Genomic DNA, 26,282 nt, shown 5'->3' with positions numbered 1-26,282 from the left:
GATGGCCCAGCAGAGTGTCGCCAAGGCGCTGGTGGTCGAGTTCGGTGGCACACCGCTGCCGCCGGCCCTCGCCAACACACTGGTCGAGGGGTACGTGGACGACAGCCGTACGCTGCCCGATCTCTTCGTGCTGCGCTTTCGCGATCCCAGCCGGGTCCTGCTGGAGCAGACCGGTCTCAAGATCGGCAGCGAGGCCAGACTGCTGGCCCACGCCGGCGGCGGCCCGTCCGCCACGCCGCTGCTGACCGGTGTCGTGACCGCGCTGGAGGTCGAGATCGACGACACCGGCACCTTCACGGTGGTGCGCGGGCTCGACGAGTCGCACCGGCTGTTCCGGGGGCGCCGGGTCGCCGGCTACCAGAACATGACGCTCGCCGACATCTGCGCGCAGGTGGCGCAGCGGGCCGGGCTGCGCCCGGGGACGGTGGATGTCGCGGGCCCGGTGCTGGAGCACGTCGCCCAGCCGAACATCAGTGACTGGGAGTTCGTACGGGGGCTCGCGGAGGACGCGGGCGCGCAGGCGTACGTCCTGGACGGCCGGCTGCACATCACCAGGCCCGCCGAGGCCAGTGGCGCTCCTGACAGTTCGGCGCGGGCCGAACAGAACCCGCTGGTACTGGAGATGGGGAGCAATCTGATCCGCTGCCGGGCGGGGGTGTCGGCGGCCGAGCAGGTGTCCGAGGTGGAGGTGCGCGGCTGGGATGTGGCGGCCAAGCGGCCGCTGGTGGGCCGGGCGCCGGCGGGCACCACGTCGACGCTGGACCTGGGGGTGACGGCGGCCGAGGTGTCGGCACCCTTCGGCGAGGCGAGTTTCGTCGTCACGGACGCCTCGTACGGGACGCAGGCGCAGGTGGACCAGGCGGCGAAGGCGCTGGCGGAGCGGATCGCGGGCTCCTTCGCCGAGCTGGAGGCGGTGATCCGGGGCAATCCGGAGGTACGGGCGGGCAGCGCGGTGGCGCTCAACGCCGTGGGGGCGCCTTTCGAGGGGCGCTATACGGTCACCTCCTCGCGGCATGTCTTCGACGCCGTGCGCGGCTACGAGACCTGGATCACCGTCTCGGGGCAGCAGGAGCGCTCGCTGTTCGGACTGACCGGCGGCGGCGCGGGCGCGGCGGGCCGTGGCCCGGGGGCGGGCGGGCGCTGCTCGGGCCTGGTGAACGGGACGGTGACGGACACTCAGGACCCGGAGGGCCTGGGGCGGGTGAAGGTCAGGTTCCCCTGGTTGTCGGACGAGTACGCGAGCGACTGGGCGCGTACGGCGCAGGCCGGCGGGACGGGCGGCGGCGAGGCGTTCATCCCCGAGGTGGGGGACGAGGTCCTGGTCGGTTTCGAGCAGGGGCATCTGGACCGGCCGTATGTCCTGGCCGGTCTGTACAACGGTCAGGACAAGCCGGCGCAGGGCGGCGGGGAGAGCGGCGGGGGCGGTGAGCTGGTCGATCCGACCAGCGGCGCGGTCAACCGGCGGGCCTTCGCCTCCAAGGGCGGCAATCAGCTGGAGCTGCTGGACACCGCGAACGGCCCGCAGGGCGTACGGCTGGTCACCGGCGACGGGAAGCTGAAGATCGACCTCGACCGCAAGGGCACCACCATCGTCATCAACAGCGACGGCAGCGTGGAGATCGAGGCCGGGGAACAGGTGTCGATCAAGGCAGGCCGCGGGGTGGCGATGGACGCCGGGCAGGGCGTGCTCGAACTCAGCGGCGACTCGGTGAAGCTGACGGCGCGTACGGGAGTCCAGGTGGACGGCGGGACGGGCCGGCTCCGGCTGGCCACGGGCGGTGCGCTGGATGTGCAGGGCAGCCAGGTGGCGGTCAACGGGACCTCGCGCACGGAGATCAAGGGCGGCAGTTCCTGCTCCATCAACGCACCACTGGTCAGGATCAACTGATTCCGCGGACGCGGAGCGAACGGATTCCGCGAACGCGGAGTGAACCGATTCCGCGGACGCGGAGCGAGAGGAGCGCGGAGAGATGTCGGCAGCCGCACGCGTCGGCGACCCCACCGGTCACCCGGGTACGGTCGGCCCGCCCGGCGTCCCGTCGGTGCTGATCGGCGGCAAGCCCGCCGCCACGGTCGGCACCCCGCACCAGTGCGCCGTCCCGCCGCCGGCCGTCCATCCGCCGTCCGCCCTCGCAGGACCCGGCAGCTCCAGCGTGCTGATCGGTGGCAAGCCCGCCGCCCGGGTCGGCGACCGGGCGGCCTGCGGCTCACCCGTGGTGTCCGGCTGCCCGACCGTGCTGATCGGGGGCTGAGCGGTATGGGAGAGCAGTTCATCGGCGCCGGCTGGGCCTTCCCGCCGCGTACGGACGCCACCGGCAGCATCGCCCTGGTGGGCGGGGAGCGCGCGCTGGAGGAGTCGATCCGGCTGATCCTGGCGACCTCGCCCGGCGAGCGGCCGATGCGGCCCGAGTTCGGCTGCGCCGTCAACGACTATGTGTTCGCCCCGGCGGACGCGGGTACGGCGGGGCAGCTCGCGTACGAGGTGCGCCTCGCGCTGGAGCGGTGGGAACCGCGGATCGAGGTGGCCGAGGTGACCGTCCGGTTCGACGAGGCGGACAACGGGGTGCTCTACATCGACATCGGCTACACGGTGCGTGGCTCCAACGACCCGCGGAACCTGGTTTTCCCGTTCTATGTGATCCCGCAGCACGAGGAGGACGGCGCGTGACGCTTCCCAGCCCCGATCTGGACGACCGTCGTTTCCAGAGCCTGGTGGACGAGGCCAAGCGCCTGGTGCAGCAGCGCTGTCCGGAGTGGACCGACCACAATGTCTCCGACCCCGGGGTGACGCTGATCGAAGCCTTCGCCACCATGGTCGACCAGCTCGTCTACCGGCTGAACCGGGTGCCGGAGAAGAACTATCTGACCTTCCTCGACCTGATCGGGGTACGGCTGTACCCGCCGACGGCGGCCCGTACCGAGGTCACCTTCCGGCTCTCCGCGCCCCAGCCCGAGCCGGTACGGGTGCGGGCGGGCACCGAGGTCGCCACGGTCCGTACCGAGACCGACGAGGCGGTGGTCTTCACCACCGCCCAGGACCTGTCGATCGTGCCCTGTGCCTTCGGGCACCTGGCCACCCGGTTCGCGGACGGCGAGGGGGTCGACCGGTCCGAGGAACTGGCGCTCGGCCGCGACGTACCGTGCTTCGGCCCCACCCCCAGGCCCGGCGACACGCTCTATGTGGGCCTCTCCAACGCGGTGCCGACGGGGGTCGTCGTCCTGCGTCTCGACTGCCGGGTCGAGGGCGTGGGCGTCGACCCGCGGCGGCCGCCGCTGCGGTGGGAGGCGTGGGACGGCACGGAGTGGCGGGCCTGCGAGATCGAGAAGGACGACACCGGCGGCTTCAACAAGTCCGGCGAGCTGATCCTGCATCTGCCCCGTACGCACACCGCCTCGACCGTCGTACGGCGCACCGGCGGCTGGCTGCGCTGCAGGCTGGTGGAGCCGGAGCCCGGTCAGCCCAGCTATGTGGCGCCTCCGACCGTCCGCAGGATCACGGCCTTCACCATCGGGGGGACGGTCGAGGCGACGCACGCCGAGACGGTACGGGAGGAGATCCTCGGGCCGGCGGAGGGCGTACCGGGCCAGAGCTTCCGGCTCGCCCGACCGCCCGTGGTACCGGGTGACTTCGTGGTCGAGGTGGCGGATGTGGACGAGGGTTCGGGCTGGTCCGACTGGACCCGCGTCGACGACTTCGCCCACTCGGGCCCTGACGACCGGCACATCACCCTGGACCCCAACTCGGGCCGGGTGGACTTCGGCCCCGCCGTACGGGAGCAGGACGGCGGGCTGCGGTACTACGGCGCGGTGCCGCACAAGGGCAGCCCGGTGCGGGTACGCAGCTACCGCACCGGCGGCGGCCGGCGGGGCAATGTCGCCCGGGGCGCGCTGCGGGTGCTGCGCAGTTCGCTGCCGTTCGTGGCCCGGGTGGAGAACCGGCGTCCCGCGCTGGGCGGTGTCGACGGCGAGACGGTGGAGAGCGCCCGGGTGCGCGGGCCGATGACACTGCGGACGCTGCACCGCGCGGTCGTACCGCACGACTACGAGCTGCTTGCCCGCGAGGTGGCTCCGGACGCGGCCCGGGTGTACTGCGTACCGGCGGGCAGGGACGCGGACGCCGGCGGGGTGCGGCTGCTGGTCGTACCGGCGGGGCGCAGTGACGCGCAGGGCCGGATCCACTTCGACGAGCTGACCCCGCCGCCGGACACCATGGCGCAGATCAGGAACCATCTGGACGCGCGGCGGCCGATCGGCGCCCGGCTGATGGTGGAACCGCCGTTCTACCAGGGGGTGACCGTCGTGGCCTCCGTGCAGGCCCGCCGGGGCGCCGTGGCCGAGCGGCTGCGCGAGGCCGCGCTCGCCGCGCTCTACGGCTACTTCAATCCGCTGACCGGCGGTCCCGACGGGCAGGGCTGGCCGTTCGGGCGGCCCATCCAGTCCGGTGAGGCGTTCGCGGTGCTCCAGCGGGTGCCGGACGTGGACCTGGTGGAGGACGTACGGCTCTTCCCGGCCGACCCGATGACCGGACAGCGCGGCGAGGCGACCACCAGGATCGCGCTCGACCGGCACGCGCTGGCCTTCTCCTACGAACACCAGCTGCGGATACGGGAGGCCTGAGCGATGCGCGGAACCGTGACCGGACTGCCCTCACCGCACCCGCTGGTCGAGCTGCTGCCCGCGCTCTATCTCGAACAGGACTTCCTGGGCCGGTTCCTGTCGGCGCTGGACGACGTACTCGCACCGATCCTGCTGACCCTCGACAACCTTCCCGCGCACCTCGATCCGCGCAGCGCGCCCGAGGACTTCCTCGACTGGGTGGCGCAGTGGGTGGCCGTGGAGCCGCACGGGGACGTACCGGCAGCGGCACGGCGGGCGGCGGTGACGGAGGCGGTGGCCCGGCACAGCCGCCGGGGGACGCGCGGCGGGCTGGCCGAGGCGATCCGCCGGCAGACCGGCGTGGAACCGGAGATCGCCGAGAGCGGCGGTTCCGGCTGGTCGCCGACCCCGAACACGGAGCTGCCGGGCGAGGCACGCCCCTGGGTGGTCGTACGACTGCGGGTGCCGGAGCCTGAGGCGGTGGACCGGGTCGGGGTGGAGGAGCTGATCGAGGGCGAGATCCCGGCCCATATCGGCTACGAGCTGGAGATCCTGCCGGCCGGTGGCGCTCCTTCCGGTGGCGCGTCCGGGGAGCGGCCATGATCTGTCCGGAGTGCGGGCACCGCAACGCGCCGGACACGGCGTTCTGCACGTCCTGCGAAACCTTCCTGGAGTGGGGTGATCCGCAGCAGCCCGAGGGCGGGGACGCGGGTCGGGACGCGGGCGGGGACACGGGTGGGGGTGCTGGCCGGCCTCAGCCGGAACCGTCTCCTGTGACACCGCACGGCCCGCCGACGGCAGAGGCAGGGGTCCAACCGGACGAACGGACCGGCCAGGACGGCCAGGGCAGTCAGGACGAACGCGCCGAGCAGGAGCGACAGCGTGGGCAGACGCCGGCCGGCCCGCGGCGGCCCGGGGACCGGCTGGACGCGCCCGTACCCGGCCCCCCGGAAGACCCGCCGGAGCAGCCACCCGGCCCCGCGCTCCCGCCCCCGCTCAGCCGTGGCGCCGTCCGCTGCCCCAACTGCCGGACGGAGAACGCGGCGGAACGCGTCCTCTGTCTGCGCTGCGGCCTGCTCCTGGACCCCGGCCCGCCCCCCGACGTACCGCCGCCGTGGTGGCGCCGGATCCTCGGGCGGCGACGGCGTTCGCTGCCGGCCGCCGGGGCGCGTCCCAGGCGCCGCTTGTGGCGCCGCCCCAGCCTGGCCATTCCGATCACCCTCGCGGTCCTGCTCTGCGCGGCCTGGTTCGCGCGCCCGTATCTGTCCGAGGCGTACGACGTCGCCCGGGACAGGACCGCCACCCCCGAAGAGCTGCGGCCCAGCCAGGTCCGCGGTTCCAGCGCCATGCCGGACCACCCGGCGCGGGCCGCCTTCGACACCTACACCAACCGCTACTGGGCGCCCGCCGAGGCGGGACCGGGTATCGGCGAGTTCCTTGAATGCGAGTTCGAGAAGCCGGTGCGCGTGCTGAAGCTGGCCGTCTTCGCCGGCCGGTCCGCCAACGGGGACGCCTTCCTCTCGCAGGCGCGGCCCGCGGCGCTGACGGTGACGATGCGCTCCGCGGACGGCGAGGTCGTCGACAAGAGGATCACGCTCAAGGACCAGCCCGGCCAGCAGACCTTCGACATCCGGGGCGCCGAGGTCGTCCAGGTGCGACTGACGGTCGATGACGTCTACGGCGACCGGGAGGGCCGCCGGCCCGCCATCGCCGAGATCGACTTCTTCGGCCGCCGCTGAAGGGCAGCCGGCGCTCCCCGGACGGCGCCGGCACCCCTCGGACGGTGCCGCCGCGCGCCGGCCGGCGATCGCCGCGTGTGCGCGGCTCTTGGCCTGGGGCTCCCACTGCCGGAGACTGAGTCGATGACGCAGCGTGTGGATCTCGCGACCGTGATGGACCGTCTGGCCATCGATGAGGTGATCACCGGTTACGCGGTGGCCGTGGACGACGCCGACTGGCCAGGGTTCCGGGCCCTGTTCACCCCGGAGGGCCGCGCCGACTACACCGCGGCGGGCGGGATCGAGGGGCCTGCCGGGGAGGTTGCCGACTGGCTGGCCGGCACCCTGCGGCCTTTCACCGTCCGTCAGCATCTGATCGTCAATCGCCGGCTGCGCATCCAGGATCTCGGGGGCTATCCGGGTGACCGCGCCGAGGTGCGGGCCGACTATCTCAGCCCGCTGCGCCATGAGTCCGGCAAGGAGCTCATGTGCGGCGGCCGGGGCGTGTTCGGTCTGCTGCGCGGCGACGCGGGCTGGCAGCTGCGTACCGTGGTCGTCCAGGAGAAGTGGCGGCACGCCACCGGCTCTTCCAACGGCGGCTGACGCCCCGTCCGGGCCGGCCGCTCTCCTGCTCCGGCTCCGCTCCGGCCCTGCTCCCCGCCTGCTTCGCTCCTGCTCCCTGCCTGCTTCGGTCCTGCTTCGGTCCCTCACATTCGGGGAAGGGACTGCGGAATGAGCAGGGCGAGGAGGCGCGGTATGGGGATCCCGGTCGGCCGGCAGGCACCGTTCAGCCGGCGGCTGGCGTCGCCGTGGTGGCGGGGTGCGGCCGCGGTGGGCGCCGGCGCGCTGCCCGCCCTCGCTTTCCCCCAGCCGTCCCTCTGGTGGTTCGCGTACGGCGCGCTGGTGCCCTGGATGCTGCTCGTACGGAGCGCCCCGACGGGCCGTCGCGCGGCGCTGGACGGCTGGCTGGGCGGCCTCGGTTTCATGGTCGCCGTACATCACTGGCTGATGCCGAGCCTGCATGTGTTCATCGTGGTGCTGGCGGCGCTGCTCGGGCTGCTCTGGGCGCCCTGGGGGTGGCTCGTACGGTCCATGGTCGGCGGTGCGCCGTCCGCGAAGCGCGCCCTCGCCGCACTCGCCGTGGTCCCCTCGGGCTGGCTGATGGTCGAACTGGTCAGGTCCTGGCAGGGACTTGGCGGACCGTGGGGACTGCTCGGCGCCAGCCAGTGGGAGGTCTCCCCGGCGCTGCGGCTCGCCTCCGTGGGAGGGGTCTGGCTGGTGAGCCTGCTGGTGGTCGGGGTGAACACCGCGCTCACCCTGCTGGTGTCGGTCTCCGGGGCGCGGATCACGGCGGCCGTGGGCATCGTGGTGTGCGCCGTCACGGTGGGATCCGTGTGGACGTGGGCGCCGGAGCCCGAGCAGTCGGGGCGGGTACGGATCGCGGTCGTCCAGCCGGGTGTTGTCGAAGGACCCGACGCCGTCGAGCGCCGGTTCGCGCGCGGCGAGGCCCTGACCCGCACCCTGGCGGGACGGGATCTCGATCTGGTGGTGTGGGGCGAGAGCAGTGTCAGTACGGATCTCGCGGAGCGGCCCGATCTGGCGGCGAGGATCGCCGCCCTCTCCCGTGCGATCGGCGCCGAGGTGCTGGTCAATGTGGACGCGCGCAGCACGGACGCGGCGGGCCGGGCCGGGATCTACAAGCGCAGTGTCCTGGTGGGGCAGAACGGCCCGACGGGTGACACGTACGACAAGATGCGGCTGGTGCCCTTCGGTGAGTACGTCCCGGCCCGCTCTGCGCTGGGCTGGGCGACCTCGGTGGGCAAGGCCGCGGGTGAGGACCGCAGGCGCGGCACCCGGCAGGCGGTCATGGTGCTGCCGGGCGAGGGACGGGGCGGGCTGCGGTTCGGGCCGCTGGTCTGCTTCGAGTCGGCGTTCCCCGATATGAGCAGGCGCCTGGCCAAGGACGGCGCCCAGGTGCTGGTGGCGCAGTCCTCCACCTCGTCCTTCCAGGGCAGCTGGGCGCCGGAGCAGCATGCCTCGCTGGCGGCGCTGCGGGCCGCGGAGACCGGCCGCCCGATGGTGCACGCCACGCTCACCGGCGTCAGCGCGGTCTTCGGGCCCGGCGGGGAGCGGGTCGGCGCCGGGGTCGGCGCGGACCGCGGTGCCGCCGCCGTGTTCGACATTCCGCTGGCCCGGGGCACGACCGCGTACGTCAGGTTCGGCGACTGGGCGGTGTACGCCGCCTTCGCCGTGCTCGCGGCGCTCGGCGCCGTGGCGGCCGCCCGGTCGCTCAGGCGGCCTGCTCAAGCGCCGCGCGTACCACCCGCTCGCACAGCTCGTGAGTCCGCAGCGCATCCCGCGCGCTGAGCGGCTTTCCCGCTCGTACGGCGTCGAGGAAGGCCAGGACGCACTGTTCGATCCCACGCTGGCGGGCCACCGGAACCCAGTCGCCGCGCCGTCGCACGCTCGGCTGTCCCTTGTGGTCGATGACGGTCGCGAGGTCGTGCACGGCCCGCTTGGTGTCCTGGCCCGACACTTCGAGGATCTCCTCGGTGGAGCCGTTCAGCCGGTTCATCATGCCGATGGCGGTGAAGCCGTCGCCGGAGAGCTGCAGGACGACATGGTGCAGCAGCCCGTCCCGGATCCGCGCCCGTACGTCGGTGTGCTCGACCGGTCCGGGGAGCAGGAAGCGCAGGGTGTCGACGACATGGATGAAGTCGTCCAGGACGAAGGTGCGCGGGTCCTCCGGCAGCCCCACGCGGTTCTTCTGCAGCAGGATCAGCTCGCGCGGATGCTCCAGGCACTGGGCGTAGGCGGGTGCGAAACGCCGGTTGAAGCCGACGGCGAGGCTGACGCCCCGCTCCTCGGCGAGGTTCACCACGCGCTCCGAGTCGGCGAGCTCGTACGCGATCGGCTTGTCGACATAGGTCGGCACGCCCGCCTCCAGCAGACGGGTGGCGATCTCGGCGTGGACGCCGGTGGGGGCATGCACGAAGGCCGCGTCGAGGTCCTGGCCGAGCAGTGAGTCGAGGTCGGTGTGGCACTGCGCGGCCGGGATGCGGTGGGCCTCGGCGGTCCTCGTCAGGGTGGCGGGGGTGCGGGTCTGCAGATGCAGTTCGACCCCGGGCAGCGTGGTGAGCACCGGCAGATACGCCTTCTGCGCGATGTCGCCGAGCCCGATGCAGCCGACCTTCACGAGGCCTCCCCAGCGTGTGGTGAAATGATCTCGCGCCTCAGTTCGCTCACTTGTTCGCCTACTGACGCGCTGTCCGGGAAGCATACGTGCGCTGCGGAGCGTGCCGGTCCGCGATCCGCTGCCGCGCGGCCTGCTCGGCGAGCGCGGCGGGCCGGTCGGATAAACCTTGGCGGCGGTCCCTCTCGGTACGTGAGGATGGCCGCCATGACCACACCTGAGCGCAGCGAACCCTCCACCGTCGCCGGCGAACGCGAGATGCTGGACGGCTGGCTGGACTACCACCGCGAGACCCTGGCCGTGAAATGTGCCGGCCTGGACGACAAACAGCTGCGAGAGGCGTCCGTACCGCCCGCCGAGCTGACCCTGCTCGGTCTCGTCCGGCACATGGCGGAGGTCGAGCGCGGCTGGTTCCGCCGGACGCTCTCCAACGAGGAGGCCGGACCGATCTACTACACCGACGACGACCCGGACGGCGATTTCCATGTCGGCGAGGGCGACACCTGGGACGAGGCGTACGCCACCTGGCAGGCCGAGATCGCCCGCGCCCGTGAGCTCTCCGCGCCGCTCTCCCTCGACGACGTCGGCGCGGGCCGCCGGCACCGGGAGACCGGCGAGCCGTACAGCCTGCGCTGGATCTACACCCACATGATCGAGGAGTACGCCCGGCACAACGGCCACGCCGATCTCCTGCGCGAGCGGATCGACGGCGCGACCGGCGACTGACCCGGCACCGGCCCGGGGGCTCAGCGCTCCCGCAGCCGACGCTCCAGCCGGTCGATCCCCGCCCGGACTCCGTTGCCGTATCCGTCCTCGCCCAGCGCGTCCGCCGCGTCGCGCGCCCGGTCGAGATGAATCCGCGCCGAGTCCGGCCGCTGGAGCTTCACATAGTCGGCGGCGAGATTGAGATGGAGCGAGGGATAGAAGGCGCGCACGGCCGGTGAGGTCTCGGGCCACGCCGGCCGCTCCTCGCCCCCGCCCAGCCCGTCCGCGGCGGTCAGCGCCCGCAGATCCCAGGCCAGCTCGTCGCCGGGGTCGTCCTGGGTGTCCGCCATGTAGTGCGCGAGCGTGCAGCGGTGGAGCGCGTCACCCGCCTCCCCGATCTCCGTCCAGAGCTCGCCGAAGCGATTGCGCGCCTCCTCGCGGTCGCCGCCGTGGAGAAGCATGGCCGCCTGCCCGATCCTGGTCATGAAGGCGTCCCCCGACGTTTCCCGCTGCTCCATCGCTGCCGCCTTCGCTGCCCGTACCGTGAATCCGACGGACCAGACGCTAGCCGCCGTTACGGACAATCCCCCTCAGGCTCGGGCACACGGCCCGAGCCTGTCGGACGGGTGGCGGATCAGCCGAGGTCGGGGATGCGCCAGTCGATGGGGTCGTGTCCCTGCGCGGCGACGGCCTCATTGATCTGGGTGAACGGACGCGACCCGAAGAACTTCTTCGCCGACAGCGGCGACGGGTGCGCGCCCTTCACCACCACATGGCGCTCCTCGTCGATCAGCGGCAGCTTCTTCTGGGCGTAAGCGCCCCAGAGGACGAAGACCGCCGGGTCGGGCCGCTCGGCCACGGCGCGGATCACCGCGTCCGTGACCTTCTCCCAGCCCTTGCCCTTGTGCGAGTTGGCCTCGGCCTCGCGGACCGTCAGCACCGCGTTGAGCAGCAGCACCCCCTGCTCGGCCCACGGCATCAGATAGCCGTTGTCCGGCACGGGGTGTCCGAGCTCCTCCTTCATCTCCTTGTAGATGTTCCGCAGAGAGGGAGGGGTCTTGACCCCCGGCCGGACGGAGAAGCACAGACCGTGCCCCTGGCCTGCTCCGTGGTAGGGATCCTGGCCCAGGATCAGGACCTTGACCTTGTCGTACGGAGTGGCGTCGAGCGCCGCGAAGACCTCGTCACGCGGGGGGTAGACCGGCCCCTTCTCCCGCTCCTCCTCGACGAACTCGGTCAGCTCCTTGAAGTAGGGCTTCTGCAGCTCGTCGCCGAGGACGCCGCGCCAGGACTCGGGCAGCATGTCGGTGTCGGTCACGTCAACAACCTCCGGTAAGCGATCACTTGTATCAGTGAATGAACCTACCGGTGCCCACTGACAACGGCCGCTACCAGCTGGCCTTGCGGTACAGCTCCCACAGCTGCATGACGGTCTGCGGGTCGAGCGCCCGCTCGCCGCCCGCGATGTCCTCGGTCGAGGCGACGTACAGCTTGCCCTGCCACAGCGGGAGGAGCCGGACATCACCGACGAAGATCTCCTGGGCTCGCTCGAACTGACGAGCGACTGCGGCGCGGTCGCTCACCTTGCGCGACTCGGGCAGCAGCTGCTGGGTGATCTCGTTGCTCTCGTACGGCGTGCTCAGGGCGTTGTTCTTGCCGACGAAGGGGGCGATGAAGTTGTCCGGGTCCGGGAAGTCGGGGAACCAGCCGCGGCCGAAGACGGGATACTCCCCCTTCTGGTAGCCCGCCTGGAACTCCTTCCACGGCTTGCTCCGCAGCGTGACGTCGAACAGTCCCGACCCTTCGAGCTGGCGCTTCAGCTCGGCGAACTCGGCGGCCGTCCCCGATCCGTAGCGGTCCGTGGTGTACCAGAACGTGAGGGCCACGGGCTCGGTGATGCCCGCCTCTTCGAGGATGGCTCTCGCCTTGTCCACATCCGGGTCGCCGTACAGGTCGAAGAAGCTGGTGGCGTGGCCGGCGATGCCCTTGGGGACCATGGAGTACAGCGGCTCGGCCGTGCCCTGGTAGACCTTGGCGACCAGCGCGTCACGGTCCACGACCTGCGCCACCGCCTGCCGTACGGCGAGCTTCCCGGCCGCCGGGTCCTTGGGGTTGAAGACCAGGTAGCGGATGTCGGCGCCGACGGTCTCGACCAGCTGGAGGTCCTCGTTCTCGGCCTTCTTCTCTTCGAGCTCGACAACCTGCTCCGAGGTCAGACCTCGGTAGATGGCGTCGATCTCCTTCTTCTTCAAGGCACCGAAGAGGGTGTCGGAGTCCTTGAAATACTCGATGGTGACGGACTTGTTCCTGCGGTTCGCGAACCCGTCGTAGTGCTCGTTGCGGGTCAGCTCCGCCTTCTCGCCGCCGGCGTACGAGTCGAGGACGTACGGGCCCGAGCCGGTGAGCTTGCCGTCCTCCCGGAGCTTGTCCATCGGGTACTCCGCCGGATCGACGATGGACATGGCGGGTGTGGCCAGGATGAAGGGGAACGTCGCGTCGGGCTTCTTCAGACGGAAGATGACGGTGTCGTCCCCGCTCGTCTCGACCTCCTGGAGGGACTCCAGCAGACCGGCGGGACCACCCTGCACGTCGATCTTCCGGATGCGGTCGAAGGAGTGCTTGACGGCCGCCGCGTCGAGCTTGTCCCCGTTGGAGAACGTCAGGCCCTCACGCAGTACGCACTCGAAGACCTGGTTGGACTTGTCGGCGAACTTGCAGCTCCGCGCGGCGTCGGGCTGCGGATACGTGCTGCCGGTGGGGAAGCTCACCAGGGTCTGGAAGACATTGCGGAACATCTCCCAGGAGTTGTCCCACGACGCCGCCGGATCCAGCGTGCTGGGCTCGCTCGTCGAACCGACGACTATCTTCTGCTCGGCTTCGGCGTCTTCGTCCGAGAACAGACCGCATCCCGCGAGCAGGGATATGGATGCGAGGGCCGCAGCGGTCTGCCGACTGGTCCGGTTGAACACGTGCACGCTCCTTGCTCAGCCATGGATCGGCAGACCATACCGCAGCACCCTCCGGATCAATATGGAGATCCGGAGGGGCTTTTGCGGCGGTCGCCGGTGGAGGGTGTCATCCGACGCCGGCGTTGAGGAAAATACCCCCGTCAACCACGAGTGTCTGACCGGTGATCCAGTCCGACTGGTCGGAGGTGAGGAACGCCGCGGCGCCGCCGATGTCCTCCGGGACTCCGAGCCGGCCCAGCGGGTACGCGGCCGCGGCCTCGGCCTCCCGGCCCTCGTAGAGCGCCTGCGCGAACCGGGTCTTGACCACGGCGGGCGCGATGGCGTTGACCCGTACGCCCGGGGCGAACTCATGGGCCAGCTGGAGGGTCAGATTGACCATCGCCGCCTTGCTCATGCCGTAGGCGCCGATGAACGGGGACGCCGAGACCCCGGCGATCGACGCGATGTTCACGATCGCGCCGCCGTTCTCCTTCTGCCAGGCCCGCCACGTCTGCTGGGCGAAGCCGAGCGCCGAGATGACATTGGTCTCGTACACCTTGCGGGCCACGTTCAGGTCCAGCTCGGCCATCGGGCCGAAGACCGGGTTCGTCCCCGCGTTGTTGACCAGGAAGTCGACCCGGCCGAACGCCTCCATGGTGCGCGCGACGGCGACCGCCTGGTGCGCCTCGTCGTGCGCCTTGCCCGCCACGGCGATCACCCGGTCGGAGCCGAGCTTCTCCACCGCCTCCTTGAGCGCGTCCTCGCCCCGTCCGGTGATGCACACCCGGTCGCCGCGGGCGACGAGCGCCTCGGCGACGCCGTATCCGATGCCCCGGCTCGCGCCCGTGACCAGGGCGACCTTTCCGCTGTCCCGCGTCTGCTGCGTCATGTCCGTCATCCCCCCGGCTTCAGTTGAGCGGTCCGCCGGCGACGTACATGACCTGGCCGGAGACAAAGCCGGCCGCCTCGCCGGTGAAGAAGGCGATGGCGTTCGCGATGTCCTCCGGCTTCCCGACGCGCTGGACCGGGATCTGGGTGGCGGCCGCGGCCTGGAACTCCTCGAAGCCCATGCCGATACGGGCGGCGGTCTGGGCGGTCATCTCGGTGACGATGAAGCCGGGCGCGACGGCGTTGGCGGTGATGCCGAACTTGCCGAGCTCCTTGGCGAGGGTCTTGGTGAAGCCCTGGAGACCGGCCTTGACCGCGGCGTAGTTGGACTGGCCCCGGTTGCCCAGGGCGGAGCTGGAGGAGAGACAGACGATACGGCCGAACTGGGCGTCCACCATGTACTTCTGGCAGGCCTTGGACATCAGGAACGCGCCCTTGAGGTGCACGTTCATCACGGTGTCCCAGTCGGACTCGCTCATCTTGAAGAGCAGATTGTCCCGGAGCACACCCGCGTTGTTGACGAGGATCGTCGGCGCTCCCAGCTCGGCGGCGACCCGCGCGACGGCGGCCTCGACCTGCGCGCCGTCGGAGACGTCGCAGCCGACGGCGAGGGCGGTGCCACCGGCCGTGGTGATCTTCTCGACGGTGTCCTTGCAGGCCGCCTCGTCGAGGTCGAGTACGGCGACGGCGCGGCCCTCCGCCGCCAGTCGTACCGCGGTGGCGGCGCCAATGCCCCGCGCCGCCCCGGTCACGATGGCTACGCGCTGCTCGGTGGTGGACATCCCTGTTCTCCTCGCCCTAGGAACCGCGGCTCTCGATTGCTGAGCAACCGCTTAGTAGCTTCAGCAGTCGAGACGCTAGAAGCCCCGGCACGCGGTGTCAACGGCCCATGGGACCGACAGGGGGATCAGCAGCCGAAGTCACACCGGGCGGCCGCCCGTCGGTGACCCGGCGGGCGGCCCGTCAGCGGACCAGCAGGTCGAGCAGCCGTTCGGCCTCGGCCTTCGGATCGGCCGTCAGACCGGTGTGTACGGGACCGGGCTGGACGACGGTCGAGCGCGGCGCGATCAGCCAGCGGAAGCGCCGGCCCGGGTCGTCGCCGGCGGCCTGCCCCGCCCGCTCGCCGCCGTGGCAGACGCTCTCGACCGCGCGCAGCGCGGCCCGTACCCCCACGACGTCCGCCGACGGGTCGAGGGCGCTCAGTTTGGCCTCGTCCAGATGGGTCATGGCCGCGACATAGGACTGGGCGCGGCAGTACACCAGCACCCCCGCGTTGAAGCACTCGCCGCGCTCCACGCGCGGCACCACCCGCAGCAGCGCGTACTCGTAGACGTCCCTCTTGCTCACTGGCCGCCGTCCTTCTCGTCCTTCGCCTGCGGAGCCTGCTCAGCGCGCTGAGCCGGTTGCGGTTGCCCCGTCGTACGGGTGCGGGGGGTGAGGCGGTCGGCCAGCCAGCCGGGCGCCCGCGAGGGCCCGCTCCCGGTGGGCGCCTCGATGGTGACGCGCTCATGGATCGTCGCGGCGCGCGCCAGCAGCGGTGCCACATACGCGCGGCGCAGCGCGTCCGTCGAGTCGAAGCCGGGCTCGTCGACCAGCCACTCGTCCGGCACCTCGGCGGCGACCTCGGTCAGCAGTTCCTCGGTGACCAGCGGCGCCAACTCCGCGGCGGCCGCCGCGATGTCCGGGCCGAAGGGCGCGAGCGCGTGGTCGGAGGCGTTGTACGGCTTGGCCGCGGAGGCCTGGGCGCCGGGCCAGTTGTGGTGCCAGATCATGGTGGCGCCATGGTCGATCAGCCACAGATCGCCATGCCAGACCAGCATGTTGGGGTTGCGCCAGGACCGGTCGACGTTGTTGATGACCGCGTCGAACCAGACGATACGCCCCGCCTCCTGAGCCCCCACTTGGTAAGCTAGCGGGTCGAAGCCGAGCGATCCCGGCAGATAGTCCATGCCGAGGTTCAGCCCGCCGCTCGCCTTCAGCAGCTCCTGTACCTCCTGGTCCGGCTCGGAGAGCCCGATGACGGGGTCGAGCTGCATCCGCGCCAGCACCGGGACGCGCAGGCCGAGCCTGCGCGCGAGTTCCCCGCAGATGACCTCCGCGACGAGAGTCTTGCGGCCCTGTCCCGCGCCGGTGAATTTCATGACGTACGTACCGAGATCGTCGGCCTCGACGATCCCCGGAAGCGACCCGCCCTCGCGCAAGGGCGTGACATAGCGGGTCGCGATGACTTCGGTGAGCATTGCGCCAGGTTACTGCCGGGGGCCGGGGCGGTCCGACGTGTTGTCCGCAGGTCACAGTGCCCCCTAACCAAAGCCGTGGAGACCATGGAAACGAACGCATTTCCCCGTCAGTTCGCCCGGACCCGCCGCTTCTCGCTCGGTGTCCCCCGGCAGTTCACCGTCTCACCGGACGGCGACCGCGTGCTGTTCGTACGGTCCGTCTCCGGCTCCGGTCCGCGCGGTCTGCTGTGGCAGTACGAGCACGGGGCGGAGCGGCTTCTCGTCGACCCGGCGGCGCTCGGCGGCGATGCCGCGGCGTCCGCGGGAGTGGTGGCGTACGCGACCGACCGCGCGGCGCGCGTGGTGGCGTACGCACTGGACGGTGCGCTCTATGTCCTGCGGACCGACGGCGGCGCCCCGCGGCGTATCCCCACCGCGGGACCGGTGACCGACCCGCGGCCCTCGCCCGACGGGGCGCTCATCGCGTACGTCACCGGGGGCGCCCTGCGTGCCGTACGGGCCGACGGGACTCAGGACCGGCCGCTGGCGGAGCCGGAGGGCGCCGAGGTGACCTACGGCCTGCCCGACCACGCCGCGGCGGAGTCCATCGGCAGGTCGCGCGGCTATTGGTGGTCGCCGGACAGCGATGCGCTGCTCGTGGCCCGGGTCGACACATCGATGGTGGAGCGCCGGTACATCGGTGACCTCTCGGACCCCGGCCGGCTGCCTCGCTCGATCCCCTACCCGGCGGCCGGCACGGCCAACGCGGAGACCTCGCTGCGTCTTGTCACCGTCGCGGGCGGGCACACCCCGGTCCGGCTGCCGCGCCGGGCGCCCGAGGAGGACGCGCCCGCCGGCGTGTGGCAGGACCTCGCGTTCGAGTACGTCGTCAGCGCGGGCTGGCAGAGCGCCGGCCCGGTGATCAGCGTGCAGACCCGCGATCAGCGCACGATGTGGGTGGTCCGCGCCGACCCGGCGACCGGCGAGGTCGAGCCGCTGTACCGGCAGACGGACGACTACTGGGTGGAGTTCCCGCCGGGCGCTCCCCTGCACACCGCTTCCGGGACAGCCGTGTTGCCGTGCGTGCGCGGCGACGCCCGCACCATCCGGATCGGGGGTGTGCCCGCGCCGGCCGGGCTACAGGTCCGCGCGGTGCTCGGCGCGGTGGGTGAACAGGTCTTCTTCACGGCGAGCGAGGATCCGGCGGAGGTCCATGTCTGGTCGTACGAACCGGAGCGCGGCTTCGTCAGGCTGACGGACGAGCCCGGGGTGCACACGGCCTGCGTCGGGGGCGACACGGTCGTCCTCGACAGCAGAACGCCGGCCGGGCAGACGGTGACGGTGGTGCGCGGCGGGAAGCCGGCCGGCCGGATCACGGTCCTCACCGAAGAGCCGCTGGTCACCCCGAGGCCGGTCCATCTGGTGCTCGGGGAGCGGGAGTTGCGCAGCCGGCTGCATCTGCCGTCCTGGTACGAACCGGGCTCGGGCAGGCTGCCGGTGCTGCTCTGCCCGTACGCGGGCCCCGGCATGCAGGTCGTGACCAGGGCGCGCGGCTGGTACACCGCCGTGGCGCAGTGGTACGCCGAGCAGGGCTTCGCCGTGCTGGCCACGGACGGGCGAGGCACCCCCGGGCGTGGGGTGCAGTGGCAGCGGGGCATCGTCGGTGACCGGCTGGGGCCCGTCCTGGAGGACCAGATCGACGCGCTGCACGCGGCGGCCGAGCGGTACGACGCCCTGGACCTGGCACGCGTGGGCATCCGGGGCTGGTCGTTCAGCGGTTATCTGGCGGCGGGCGCCGTGCTGCACCGTCCCGATGTGTTCCACGCGGCGGTCGCGGGGGCGCCGCCGACCGACCGGCGGCTGTACGACACGTACTGGGAGGAGCGCTTTCTCGGGCACCCGGACGTCCAGCCCGACGCCTACGAGCGCTCTTCGCTGCTCCCGCACGCCGGCAAGCTGACCCGCCCACTGATGCTCGTCCATGGACTCGCCGACGACAATGTGGCCCCGGCCCATACGCTGCGCCTCTCGGCGGCGCTGCTCGCCGCGGGCCGGCCGCACACCGTACTGCCGCTGTCCGGGACGGGCCACCTCGTCAACCGGGAAGGGGTGGCGGACAGCCTTCTCCTCCTGGAACTCGACTTCCTCAAAAAATCTCTGAATGCTTGAACGTTGCAGTGTCTGTCCCCGTATCTCTTCACGAACCGGCCGACGGAGAGCCGGCCATGGAACGGGAGCTGGCTCATGACGGGAACGCAGGGGACCGCACGGATCGTGGCGCGCAGGACCGTGGTCGCCGCGGCGGGCGCGGTGGGACTGGGCGCGGCGCTCGTCGCGTGCGGCGACTCGGAATCGGGCAGCCCGGCAGGCTCCGCCGCCGAGAAGCCCGCGGCCGGCGGGAACGGCGATGTCCTCGCGAAGACCACCGACATCCCCGAGGGGGGCGGAAAGGTCTTCGCCGATCAGGGTGTGGTGGTCACGCAGCCGGTGGCGGGCGAGTTCAAGGCCTTCTCGTCCAAGTGCACGCACCAGGGCTGCGCGGTGAAGGACGTCGCCGACGGGATCATCCACTGCCCGTGTCACGGCAGCCAGTTCAGCGCGGCGGACGGCAGTGTGAAGACCGGGCCCGCGACCCAGCCGCTGCCCGCCGCGTCGATCAAGGTGGCGGGGGACGCGATCACGCTCGCGTGACCGGGCGTCGAGAGGCGATGAAAGACGGCTGACGGTCAACGGCTGACGGACGGCGCGGCCGGTCAGCCGTTGACCGTCAGGGCCGCCCCGCCCAGCGCCTCGACCGCCGCCCTGATCGAAGGACGGCGGTCCGCGTCGGTGCGCCAGACGGCGTAGATGTGCCGGCGCATCTTCTGCCGTACGGGGACGACCGCGACGCCCTCGGGCACCGGGCCACGCCCCAGCCGGGGCGCGACACAGACACCGAGTCCCGCCGCGATCAGCGCCAGCTGGGTGTGATGCTCCCCCGCGAGATGCCCGATCCGTGGTTCGAAGCCTTTCGAGCGCAGCGTGAACATCAGCCAGTCGTGGCAGAACTCACCCTCCGGCCAGGACACCCACTCGTCGTCGGCGAACTCCTCCAGATCCACTTCCGGCCGCTCGGCGAGCCGGTGGTCGACGGGCATCGCCACATCGGCCGCGTCGTCCAGCAGATGCGCCGTGGCCAGGCCGCCGGGCACCGGCAGTCGTTTGTTGCTCCAGTCCAGCACCACCGCGAGATCGAGATCGCCCCTGATCACCCCGCGGATCCCGGCCTCGGGCTCCAGCTCCCGCGAGCTGACCCGCAGCTCGGGATGGCTCGCCCGCAGCGCGCGGAGCGCGACGGGGAAGAGCCCGCGGGCAGCCGTCGGGAAGGCCGCGATCCGCACCTCACCCACCACCCGGCCGCGCTGCGCCTCGATGTCGGACTGGGCGACCTCGACCTGGGAGAGGATCCGCGCGGCGTGGTCGGCGAGCAGCCGCCCCGCGTCGGTGAGCCGGACTCCGCGCCCGTTCCTGGCCAGCAGCTGCTGGCCGACCTCGCGCTCCAGTTTGGCCAGTTGCTGGGAGACCGCCGAGGTGGTGACATGCAGCCCCTCGGCTGCGCCGCTCACCGAACCGTGCCGGGCGAGGGCGTCCAGCGTCCGCAGCCGCTCCAGATTCAACATGTAAGCAATACTAATCAGAGTGGTGGACAAAGTCTCGCTTGTCCTACGAGATGGTCCGGGTCATCGTTACCCGTATGAGCACCGCCACCCCGCCCCGTCCCGGGCCGGCCTCCGCGCCCCTGTCTCCCTCCGCCCCGGACCCGACCCCGGACCCGACCCCGGGCCTGACCACCGATCCGGCCCCGGCCCCGGCTCCGTCCCCGGCCGCCGCTCAGCCCCGTACCCGTCCGGCTCTCGACTGGCGCATCCGGTTCGCGGCGCTCTCGCTCATCTGGGGCTTCAGCTTTCTGCTGATCAAGGTCGGTACCCACGGCTTCGCCCCCTTCCAGGTCACCTTCGGCCGGCTGTTCTTCGGCACGGCGGTGCTGGCCGTCGCGATGGCGGTCAAGCGCGATCGGCTGCCGCGCGGTCTGCGCACCTGGGGCCATCTCACCGTCGCGGCGTTCATCCTCAACGCGCTGCCGTTCTCGCTGTTCGCCTACTCCGAGCTGACGATCCCCTCGACGCTCGCCGGCATCTGCAACGCCACCTCCCCGCTGTGGGGCATGGCGCTGTCCATGGTCGCCCTCTCCGAGGACCGGCCCACCCGCCGCCGGGTCGCCGGGCTCGGTATCGGTTTCCTCGGTGTGCTGACCGTGCTGGGCGCCTGGCAGGGCTTCTCCGGGCTGGACTTCACGGGCACGGCCATGGCCCTCCTCGCCTCGCTGAGCTACCCGATCGGCTGGATCTACGTACGCCGCACCCTGGCGGGCAGCAGCAGCTCCCATCTCTCCCTGACCGGTGCGCAGCTCTTCCTCGGGACGGTCCAGCTGGCGGTGGTGACGCCGCTGTTCACCACCCTGCCGACCTCCTTCCCGGTCGGCCCGCTGCTCTCCGTGATCGTGCTCGGCGCGCTGGGGACGGGGCTGGCGATCCTGATCCAGTACGGACTGGTCGCCGAAGTCGGCCCGACAACCGGCCAGATGGTCACCTACTTCATCCCGGTCATCGCCACCGCGGCCGGTGTCACGCTGCTCGGCGAGCAGCTGAGCTGGAACACCCCGGTCGGCGCCCTGATCGTCCTCGCCGGGGCCGCACTCACCCAGAGCAGGGTCAAGCGGCCCGCCGGCCGTCAGCCGTAGCTGCGCGCGGTCATCGGGCCGGCCGCCGATGCCACCGCGTCGGCGACCGGCCCGATGTCGTCGGCCGTCAGGTCCGACACCGTCAGCCGTACGCCCTGCGGCGCGGACATCCGGAAGCGGGCCCCGGGTGCGACCGCCCAGCCCGCGTGCAGCAGCCGCGCCACCGCCCCGGTCTCGTCGGCCACCGGCACCCAGACATTCATCCCGCTGCGGCCGTGGGCCTCGACACCCCGTGCCGCCAGGGCCTGTACGAGCGCGTCCCGCCGCTCCCCGTACGCCCGCGCGGCGGCGCGCGGGTCCACGGCCCCCGAGGTCCACAGCTCGACGACGGCCCGCTGGAGGAGCCGGCTGACCCAGCCGGGGCCGAGCCGCTGCCGTCCCGTCACCCGGTCCACGGTCACGGCGTCCCCGGTCAGTACGGCGAGCCGCAGATCCGGTCCGTACGCCTTCGCGGTGGAGCGGACGAGCGCCCAGCTGTCCGTGACGCCGGCGAGCGGGTGCAGCGGCAGGTCCACCATGCAGTGGCCGTGGTCGTCCTCGATGAGCAGCACCTCGGGACGGGCGGCGAGGAGGGCGCGCAGTTCCCCGGCGCGGGCCGCTCCCACCGAGGCGCCCGTCGGATTCTGCGCGCGGTCGGTGATGATGACCGCCCGGACGCCCGCCCTGAGCGCCCGGTCCAGTTCGGCGGGGAGCGGCCCGTCGTCGTCGAGCCCCACGGGCACGGGCCGCAGCCCGAGCGCGGGCACGAGGTCCAGCAGACTGCTCCACCCCGGGTCCTCGACGGCGACCGCGTCGCCCGGTTTGAGGTGCGCGGCCAGCACGCGTTCGATCGCGTCCAGCGATCCGGAGGTGACGGCGACCGGTCCCGGAGGCACCCCGTCGGCGTCCAGACCGGCGCGGGCGAGCCGCGCGAACTCCGCGTCGACGGGCGCCTGTCCGTACAGCCCGGGCCGTTCCGCGTTGTGCCGCGCGGCGGCCGCGAGAGCGTCGTGCAGCGGAGGCAGCAGGGCCGGGTCCGGGTTTCCCTCGGACACGTCCCGCACGCCGGGCGGCGCGTCGACACGGATAGAGCCACGGGCCGTACTGGCCGGGCGCGGTCGCACCCGGCTCCCCCTGCGCCCCGCCGTCTCGATGACCCCGCGGTCGCGCAGGGTGCGATAGGCGGCCGCGACCGTGTTCGGGTTGACCCCGAGGTCGGTCGCCAACTCCCTCATAGGGGGCAGCAGTTGCCCCGGGACCAGCTCGCCGGAGCCGACCGCGCGCTCCACATTCGCCGCGATGTCGACCGCACGCCGGCCCGCGATCCGATACTCTCCTAGCACAAAGAACACTATGCACTAGTGCAATGGAGGACGCAAATGCCGGAGAGGGCAACGCCGGAGACCGCACCACGGGGGAACACCACCGCCTACCGGCAGACCGCGCGCACCGTCCCCACCCGCGCCCGGGACCGGGCCGGCTACGACCGTGAACTGGTGCACGGCATACTCGACGAGGCGTACGTCTGCCATCTCGGTTTCGTCCGCGACGGCGCCCCGGTCGTCCTTCCGACGCTCTACGGACGCGTGGACGAGCGGCTGTACGTCCACGGCTCGACCGGCTCGCGCCCGCTGCGCATGGCGAGCGGGACGGGCACGGATCACAGCGGTACGGAGGGGACGGAGGGGACGGACCCCGGCCTCGCCGTCTGTCTGACCGTCACCCATGTCGACGGGCTGGTGCTGGCCCGCTCCGCCTTCCACCACTCGATCAACTACCGCTCCGTCGTGGTGCACGGCATCGCCCGTCAGGTGACCGACCCCGAGGAGCGGCGCAGCGCCCTCGACGCGATCGTCGACCATGTCGTTCCCGGCCGCTCCTTCGACTCGCGCCCCGCCAACGACCGTGAGCTGGCCGCGACCGCCGTGCTCCGCCTCGATCTCGACGAGGTCTCCGCCAAGGTCCGAACCGGCGGCCCCAACGACGAGCCCGAGGATGTCCTGCTGCCCCACTGGACGGGAGTCGTACCCGTCGTGCACGGCTATGGCGCACCCGTCCCGGCCGACGATCTCGATCCGTCCGTCGCCCTGCCCGACTACCTCTCCGTGCTCTAAGGGCTGTCCCGTAATCCGTGGCGGGCGCACGACGACAGCTACGGCACCTCGCTGCGTTGCCGGAACGCCCGAATACATCCAGTATGCGGACGTCCCTCCGCCTTGCGATGCACCGCATCTGACGCCGTGCGCTGATCCACCACGGATTACGGGACAGCCCTTAGATCCTCTCCGGCACCAGATCCTCTCCGGCGTCGGCGGGCGCGGGCCGTGCGGCCCGCGCCCGCGCACATCAGACGAGCGCCGCCGCCCTGCGGCGGACCGCCGCGGTCCTGGCCTCGGCCACCGCGAGACCGCCCACCGCCGCGAGCAGCAGCAGGGTGCCCGCCACGGTGGCGGCGGTCAGCCGCTCACCGAGCAGACCGACCGCGATGACCGCCGCGCTCACCGGCTCCAGCAGCATGATCACGGAGACCGTGGCGGCACGTACCACCGCGGCCCCCGCGAAATAGAGGGCGTAGGCGAGCGCGGTCGGCACCGACGCCACGTACACCAGCAGCCAGATCACCTGGGCGGGTTCCGTGGTGTGCGGCAGCAGTCCCTCGCCCGCGGCGAGCGGCAGCAGCAGGACCGAGCCGATGCCGAAGGCCCAGGCGGTCGTGGACACCGCGTCGGCTCCGCCGCCGTCGCGCCCCAGCCACCGGGTGAGCAGCGTGATCCCCGCGTACCCGGCCGCCGACAGGAACGCGAGCGCGACCCCGGCCGGACGTACGCTGCCGCCCTCGCCGCCCAGGACCAGCACACCGAGCCCGGCCAGCGCGCCGGTCACCGCGACCAGACCGCCGCCGCCGAGCCGCTCGCCCATGGTGAATCGCGCGCCGAGCGCGATCAGGACGGGGCCCGCGCCGAGGGTGACCACCGTGCCGACCGCGAGACCGGTCGCCTCGACCGCGGCGAAGTAGGCGCTCTGGAAGAGGGTGAGACCGACACCGGTCACGGCGATACGGACCAGCCGCCGACGGCGCGGCTCCACGGGGGCGGGCTCACGGCGCGGCCGCAGCGCGAGCACCCCGAGCAGCAGGACGAGCCCGCCGACGCAGCGCCAGAAGGAGAGCGCGAGGGGGCCGAGGTCGCTGATCCGGTAGACCAGTGAGCCGGCGGCGCCGGCGGTCCCCCAGGCGACCCCGGCGACGATCAGAAAGAAGAGGCCCCGTCCGACAGGCATGCCGGAAGCAGGGGCGGAGGAAGGATTCGACACGTGACGTCTCCGTGTGAAGAACGGGTGGATGGTCGCTCAGCTCCGTCACGCGGGCAGCGACGAGCCGCTCGGGGACTGCCCGAGCCCGGTCTTCGTCAGCGGATGGCCGCCCGCGCTAAGCGGCGGGAGGCGGCAGTACGGTCAAATGCATGATCGGCAGCCTAGGTGGTGGTGCGGTCGGCGGACAACCGCGCCGTTGCGGCGGCCTCGTCCCCCAGGCCGCCGGCCACCGGCCCTGAAGGCGCCTTCGGTGTGGAGGACTGCGCGATGAAGGCGCCGATGAGCACCACCGCGCCGCCGAGGATCTGCGGCGCCGAGAGATGCTCGCGCAGCAGCACCCAGGCCAGTACGGTCGCGATGACCGCCTCCAGACAGGCGACCACGCCCGCCACCTGCGGAGAGAGCTTGCGTACGGAGATCACTCCGGTCACATAGGCGAGCACGGTGGCGATCAGAACGATCCAGCCGAGCAGCAGTCCGGCGGCCACCTGTGTGCCGCCCAGGTCGGCGCTCCCGCCGAGCAGGGACCAGTCCATCCCCCAGGGACGGGCGACGACGGTCAGCACGACGGCGCCGACGAGCAGGCCGTACGCGATCACCCCCAGCGGGTCGGCCGCGTCGTCCGCGTCGCCGCCCTGGTCGGACAGGACGAAATAGCCGACCTGGCAGCAGGCCGCGGCGAGCGCGAGCAGGACTCCGACCGGGTCGAAACCCACTCCGGCCCAGACCTCGACCACACAGGCGAGACCGCCCACCGCCAGGACGACCCCGACCGCGGCGGCGCGGGTGACGGGCCGGCGCTGGACGAAGCGGACCCAGAGCAGGACGAGCGCCGGGGCGAGATATTCGATGAGCAGCGCGACCCCGACGGGGATACGGGAGATCGCGGCGAAGTAGCAGGCCTGGACGCCCGCGACGGCGAGCAGGCCGAATCCGGCGAGCAGCGCGGGCTTGCGGCGCACCAGCGCGCGGTGGCGCCAGGCCACCGGGAGCATGACCAGGGCGGCGCCGGTGACCCGCAGCCAGACCACATGGAGCGGGTCGAGACCCGCTTCGATCAGTGGCTTGGCCGCGACTCCGGAACCGCCGAACGCGAACGCCGACGCCAGGGCGAGTCCCAGGCCGGCGCTCCTCCGCTGAGACGCGTGCATGGCGTCATCATGACAGCTGGCGTCAGGAGCGTCATCCTCATGACGCCTGTCGAGACGCGGCGGACAGCCGCCCGGCCAGCGACCGGGTGTCCACCCCGGCGCGCTCCAGCACCTCGACCGCGCGGCAGACCCGGTCGGCGGCGAGCGCGGCGAGCAGATCCAGTCCGCCGGCCCGCGGTTCGCCCCGTACCGCCGCACGGTTCAGCGCGTGTCCCATGGCGGCGACGGCCGGCGGGGACCAGCCGGTCACGGCTTGCTTCCGCACCAGGGGAACGGCCCCGGAGTCCTCCACCGTCCCGTGCCAGCGCAGGCCGTAGCCGATGCTGCGCTGTACGAGGTAGCCGAGCACCCGGGCCACCTGGGCGCCGCTGTCGAACGCGGCCCGCACCTCGGGGTCCGTTTCCAGCAGCGAGTGCAGCAGATGCGCCGTGTCGATCTGCGCGTCACCGTCGCGGTGCGCCCGTCGGCGTGCGCCCGCGACGACCGAAGCCAGCTCCGTGGTGAGCCGGGCTTCGATTTCGGCGCGGCGCGGTACGGAATCGGCGGGGGTCGGTGCGGGCTGTTCGGGCACCCGCGGGAGAGGGCTTTGCACTCTCCCACCCCATCAGTCCCGTCCCGTCTGTGGCATCACCGGTGGGAAGCATCTTGCTGTCCCACCGGAGTTGGGCACATCTGGACGGGTTCTCCTCCTTACGAATGAGATCACCCCCCTTCTCCCCCGAGGCGCGCGCGCCTCCTTGCCTTCCCGGGACACGAAAGGGCCCCGCGGCGATGGCCGCGGGGCCGTTTCGTG

Annotated in this window: 26 protein-coding genes; 13 read left to right on the top strand and 13 right to left on the bottom strand. The window is 72.0% G+C overall.

Translation table 11 applies throughout. The annotated features are described in order from the left end of the window. The first annotated feature begins 1 nt into the window (after window position 1). From ACFVWW_RS30300 to lnt, 8 genes are all read left to right on the top strand, one after another. A complete protein-coding gene (locus tag ACFVWW_RS30300; protein WP_384180835.1) occupies window positions 2–1,888 on the top strand; it encodes a VgrG-related protein in 1,887 nt (628 codons plus the stop codon). 82 nt (window positions 1,889–1,970) lie between these two features. Next, window positions 1,971–2,252 carry a PAAR domain-containing protein gene (locus ACFVWW_RS30295; protein WP_384180837.1) on the top strand — a complete coding sequence of 94 codons (282 nt, stop codon included), beginning with the start codon at window positions 1,971–1,973 and terminating at the stop codon, window positions 2,250–2,252. Window positions 2,253–2,257: 5 nt separating this feature from the next. Beyond that, window positions 2,258–2,668, top strand: a complete 411-nt coding sequence (locus ACFVWW_RS30290; RefSeq protein ID WP_384180839.1) for a GPW/gp25 family protein — start codon at window positions 2,258–2,260, stop codon at window positions 2,666–2,668. After that, a complete protein-coding gene (locus tag ACFVWW_RS30285; RefSeq protein WP_386878849.1) occupies window positions 2,665–4,617 on the top strand; it encodes a putative baseplate assembly protein in 1,953 nt (650 codons plus the stop codon). Before ACFVWW_RS30290 ends, ACFVWW_RS30285 begins: the two co-directional genes overlap by 4 nt. Before the next feature lie 3 nt (window positions 4,618–4,620). Further along, complete coding sequence (locus ACFVWW_RS30280) at window positions 4,621–5,199, top strand: phage tail protein (protein WP_386878848.1); 579 nt, start codon at window positions 4,621–4,623, stop codon at window positions 5,197–5,199. Beyond that, on the top strand, window positions 5,196–6,335 hold the full coding sequence (locus tag ACFVWW_RS30275) for a zinc ribbon domain-containing protein (protein WP_386878847.1): 1,140 nt from the start codon (window positions 5,196–5,198) through the stop codon (window positions 6,333–6,335). Before ACFVWW_RS30280 ends, ACFVWW_RS30275 begins: the two co-directional genes overlap by 4 nt. Before the next feature lie 123 nt (window positions 6,336–6,458). After that, window positions 6,459–6,917 carry a nuclear transport factor 2 family protein gene (locus ACFVWW_RS30270; RefSeq protein WP_384180847.1) on the top strand — a complete coding sequence of 153 codons (459 nt, stop codon included), beginning with the start codon at window positions 6,459–6,461 and terminating at the stop codon, window positions 6,915–6,917. Window positions 6,918–7,070: 153 nt separating this feature from the next. Beyond that, complete coding sequence (gene lnt, locus ACFVWW_RS30265) at window positions 7,071–8,681, top strand: apolipoprotein N-acyltransferase (protein ID WP_386878846.1); 1,611 nt, start codon at window positions 7,071–7,073, stop codon at window positions 8,679–8,681. Here lnt and ACFVWW_RS30260 read toward each other — a convergent pair. After that, on the bottom strand, window positions 8,605–9,510 hold the full coding sequence (locus tag ACFVWW_RS30260; RefSeq protein ID WP_384180851.1) for a Gfo/Idh/MocA family protein: 906 nt from the start codon (window positions 9,508–9,510) through the stop codon (window positions 8,605–8,607). The two genes, lnt and ACFVWW_RS30260, sit on opposite strands and share 77 nt — an antisense overlap. A 204-nt stretch (window positions 9,511–9,714) precedes the next feature. Here ACFVWW_RS30260 and ACFVWW_RS30255 point away from each other — a divergent pair, with 204 nt between their 5' ends. Continuing rightward, window positions 9,715–10,233 carry a DinB family protein gene (locus ACFVWW_RS30255; RefSeq protein ID WP_384180853.1) on the top strand — a complete coding sequence of 173 codons (519 nt, stop codon included), beginning with the start codon at window positions 9,715–9,717 and terminating at the stop codon, window positions 10,231–10,233. Between the two features lie 20 nt (window positions 10,234–10,253). Here the strand turns inward: ACFVWW_RS30255 and ACFVWW_RS30250 are convergent, their stop codons facing one another. From ACFVWW_RS30250 to ACFVWW_RS30220, 7 genes are all read right to left on the bottom strand, one after another. After that, window positions 10,254–10,730: a hypothetical protein gene (locus ACFVWW_RS30250; protein WP_384180855.1), complete on the bottom strand. Its 477-nt coding sequence runs from the start codon at window positions 10,728–10,730 to the stop codon at window positions 10,254–10,256. A 116-nt stretch (window positions 10,731–10,846) separates the two neighbouring features. Continuing rightward, complete coding sequence (locus ACFVWW_RS30245) at window positions 10,847–11,530, bottom strand: uracil-DNA glycosylase (protein WP_384180857.1); 684 nt, start codon at window positions 11,528–11,530, stop codon at window positions 10,847–10,849. A gap of 70 nt (window positions 11,531–11,600) precedes the next feature. After that, window positions 11,601–13,181 carry an ABC transporter substrate-binding protein gene (locus tag ACFVWW_RS30240; RefSeq protein WP_384180859.1) on the bottom strand — a complete coding sequence of 527 codons (1,581 nt, stop codon included), beginning with the start codon at window positions 13,179–13,181 and terminating at the stop codon, window positions 11,601–11,603. 106 nt (window positions 13,182–13,287) lie between these two features. Continuing rightward, window positions 13,288–14,049, bottom strand: coding sequence for an SDR family oxidoreductase (locus ACFVWW_RS30235; RefSeq protein ID WP_386878845.1), 762 nt, complete (start codon window positions 14,047–14,049; stop codon window positions 13,288–13,290). Window positions 14,050–14,068: 19 nt separating this feature from the next. Beyond that, the gene (fabG, locus tag ACFVWW_RS30230) at window positions 14,069–14,830 is read right to left on the bottom strand and encodes a 3-oxoacyl-ACP reductase FabG (RefSeq protein ID WP_386878844.1); all 762 of its coding nucleotides are present in this window, start codon (window positions 14,828–14,830) and stop codon (window positions 14,069–14,071) included. Window positions 14,831–15,011: 181 nt separating this feature from the next. After that, window positions 15,012–15,395, bottom strand: a complete 384-nt coding sequence (locus ACFVWW_RS30225; RefSeq protein WP_384180864.1) for a DUF3037 domain-containing protein — start codon at window positions 15,393–15,395, stop codon at window positions 15,012–15,014. After that, window positions 15,392–16,288 (bottom strand): HipA family kinase, encoded by an 897-nt coding sequence (locus tag ACFVWW_RS30220; RefSeq protein WP_384180866.1) that lies wholly within the window; start codon window positions 16,286–16,288, stop codon window positions 15,392–15,394. Before ACFVWW_RS30220 ends, ACFVWW_RS30225 begins: the two co-directional genes overlap by 4 nt. Window positions 16,289–16,372: 84 nt before the next feature. Here ACFVWW_RS30220 and ACFVWW_RS30215 point away from each other — a divergent pair, with 84 nt between their 5' ends. Beyond that, window positions 16,373–18,436 carry a prolyl oligopeptidase family serine peptidase gene (locus ACFVWW_RS30215; RefSeq protein WP_386878843.1) on the top strand — a complete coding sequence of 688 codons (2,064 nt, stop codon included), beginning with the start codon at window positions 16,373–16,375 and terminating at the stop codon, window positions 18,434–18,436. A gap of 75 nt (window positions 18,437–18,511) precedes the next feature. Further along, on the top strand, window positions 18,512–18,958 hold the full coding sequence (locus ACFVWW_RS30210) for a Rieske (2Fe-2S) protein (protein WP_384180870.1): 447 nt from the start codon (window positions 18,512–18,514) through the stop codon (window positions 18,956–18,958). A gap of 62 nt (window positions 18,959–19,020) precedes the next feature. On the opposite strand, the gene ACFVWW_RS30205 is transcribed toward ACFVWW_RS30210, so the two are convergent. Further along, window positions 19,021–19,926 (bottom strand): LysR family transcriptional regulator, encoded by a 906-nt coding sequence (locus ACFVWW_RS30205; RefSeq protein ID WP_386878842.1) that lies wholly within the window; start codon window positions 19,924–19,926, stop codon window positions 19,021–19,023. A 74-nt stretch (window positions 19,927–20,000) separates the two neighbouring features. Here ACFVWW_RS30205 and ACFVWW_RS30200 point away from each other — a divergent pair, with 74 nt between their 5' ends. Next, on the top strand, window positions 20,001–21,047 hold the full coding sequence (locus ACFVWW_RS30200) for a DMT family transporter (protein WP_386878841.1): 1,047 nt from the start codon (window positions 20,001–20,003) through the stop codon (window positions 21,045–21,047). On the opposite strand, the gene ACFVWW_RS30195 is transcribed toward ACFVWW_RS30200, so the two are convergent. Then, entirely contained in the window at window positions 21,038–22,369 is a 1,332-nt protein-coding gene (locus ACFVWW_RS30195; protein ID WP_386878840.1) for an aminotransferase class I/II-fold pyridoxal phosphate-dependent enzyme, read from the bottom strand. The genes ACFVWW_RS30200 and ACFVWW_RS30195 overlap by 10 nt on opposite strands. A gap of 36 nt (window positions 22,370–22,405) precedes the next feature. Between ACFVWW_RS30195 and ACFVWW_RS30190 the strand changes: the two genes are divergently transcribed. Continuing rightward, window positions 22,406–23,140, top strand: a complete 735-nt coding sequence (locus ACFVWW_RS30190; protein ID WP_386878839.1) for a pyridoxamine 5'-phosphate oxidase family protein — start codon at window positions 22,406–22,408, stop codon at window positions 23,138–23,140. A 232-nt stretch (window positions 23,141–23,372) separates the two neighbouring features. Here ACFVWW_RS30190 and ACFVWW_RS30185 read toward each other — a convergent pair whose 3' ends face one another. The 3 genes from ACFVWW_RS30185 to ACFVWW_RS30175 all read right to left on the bottom strand — a co-directional run bounded on the left by ACFVWW_RS30185 (window position 23,373) and on the right by ACFVWW_RS30175 (window position 26,081). Then, a complete protein-coding gene (locus ACFVWW_RS30185; RefSeq protein WP_389680277.1) occupies window positions 23,373–24,305 on the bottom strand; it encodes a DMT family transporter in 933 nt (310 codons plus the stop codon). A 194-nt stretch (window positions 24,306–24,499) separates the two neighbouring features. Beyond that, complete coding sequence (locus tag ACFVWW_RS30180; RefSeq protein WP_384192729.1) at window positions 24,500–25,489, bottom strand: DMT family transporter; 990 nt, start codon at window positions 25,487–25,489, stop codon at window positions 24,500–24,502. Between the two features lie 37 nt (window positions 25,490–25,526). Next, entirely contained in the window at window positions 25,527–26,081 is a 555-nt protein-coding gene (locus tag ACFVWW_RS30175; RefSeq protein ID WP_384192731.1) for a Clp protease N-terminal domain-containing protein, read from the bottom strand. Window positions 26,082–26,282 lie beyond the last annotated feature (201 nt).

The sequence above is a fragment of the Streptomyces sp. NPDC058198 genome, assembly GCF_042882605.1.
Lineage (GTDB): Bacteria > Actinomycetota > Actinomycetes > Streptomycetales > Streptomycetaceae > Streptomyces.
Note: the sequence above shows the minus strand (reverse complement) of the source record. Positions and strands in the feature narration are given on the sequence as shown.

Bases quoted from the DNA above. Each gene is read 5' to 3' on its own strand.
- ACFVWW_RS30215 (WP_386878843.1), top strand. From the start codon at position 16,373: ATGGAAACGAACGCATTTCCCCGTCAGTTCGCCCGGACCCGCCGCTTC.
- ACFVWW_RS30220 (WP_384180866.1), bottom strand. From the start codon at position 16,288: ATGCTCACCGAAGTCATCGCGACCCGCTATGTCACGCCCTTGCGCGAG.
- ACFVWW_RS30275 (WP_386878847.1), top strand. From the start codon at position 5,196: ATGATCTGTCCGGAGTGCGGGCACCGCAACGCGCCGGACACGGCGTTC.
- fabG (WP_386878844.1), bottom strand. From the start codon at position 14,830: ATGTCCACCACCGAGCAGCGCGTAGCCATCGTGACCGGGGCGGCGCGG.
- ACFVWW_RS30200 (WP_386878841.1), top strand. From the start codon at position 20,001: ATGAGCACCGCCACCCCGCCCCGTCCCGGGCCGGCCTCCGCGCCCCTG.
- ACFVWW_RS30180 (WP_384192729.1), bottom strand. From the start codon at position 25,489: ATGCACGCGTCTCAGCGGAGGAGCGCCGGCCTGGGACTCGCCCTGGCG.
- ACFVWW_RS30300 (WP_384180835.1), top strand. From the start codon at position 2: ATGGCCCAGCAGAGTGTCGCCAAGGCGCTGGTGGTCGAGTTCGGTGGC.
- ACFVWW_RS30295 (WP_384180837.1), top strand. From the start codon at position 1,971: ATGTCGGCAGCCGCACGCGTCGGCGACCCCACCGGTCACCCGGGTACG.
- lnt (WP_386878846.1), top strand. From the start codon at position 7,071: ATGGGGATCCCGGTCGGCCGGCAGGCACCGTTCAGCCGGCGGCTGGCG.
- ACFVWW_RS30190 (WP_386878839.1), top strand. From the start codon at position 22,406: ATGCCGGAGAGGGCAACGCCGGAGACCGCACCACGGGGGAACACCACC.
- ACFVWW_RS30290 (WP_384180839.1), top strand. From the start codon at position 2,258: ATGGGAGAGCAGTTCATCGGCGCCGGCTGGGCCTTCCCGCCGCGTACG.
- ACFVWW_RS30185 (WP_389680277.1), bottom strand. From the start codon at position 24,305: ATGCCTGTCGGACGGGGCCTCTTCTTTCTGATCGTCGCCGGGGTCGCC.
- ACFVWW_RS30280 (WP_386878848.1), top strand. From the start codon at position 4,621: ATGCGCGGAACCGTGACCGGACTGCCCTCACCGCACCCGCTGGTCGAG.
- ACFVWW_RS30210 (WP_384180870.1), top strand. From the start codon at position 18,512: ATGACGGGAACGCAGGGGACCGCACGGATCGTGGCGCGCAGGACCGTG.
- ACFVWW_RS30255 (WP_384180853.1), top strand. From the start codon at position 9,715: ATGACCACACCTGAGCGCAGCGAACCCTCCACCGTCGCCGGCGAACGC.
- ACFVWW_RS30235 (WP_386878845.1), bottom strand. From the start codon at position 14,049: ATGACGCAGCAGACGCGGGACAGCGGAAAGGTCGCCCTGGTCACGGGC.
- ACFVWW_RS30250 (WP_384180855.1), bottom strand. From the start codon at position 10,730: ATGGAGCAGCGGGAAACGTCGGGGGACGCCTTCATGACCAGGATCGGG.
- ACFVWW_RS30205 (WP_386878842.1), bottom strand. From the start codon at position 19,926: ATGTTGAATCTGGAGCGGCTGCGGACGCTGGACGCCCTCGCCCGGCAC.
- ACFVWW_RS30270 (WP_384180847.1), top strand. From the start codon at position 6,459: ATGACGCAGCGTGTGGATCTCGCGACCGTGATGGACCGTCTGGCCATC.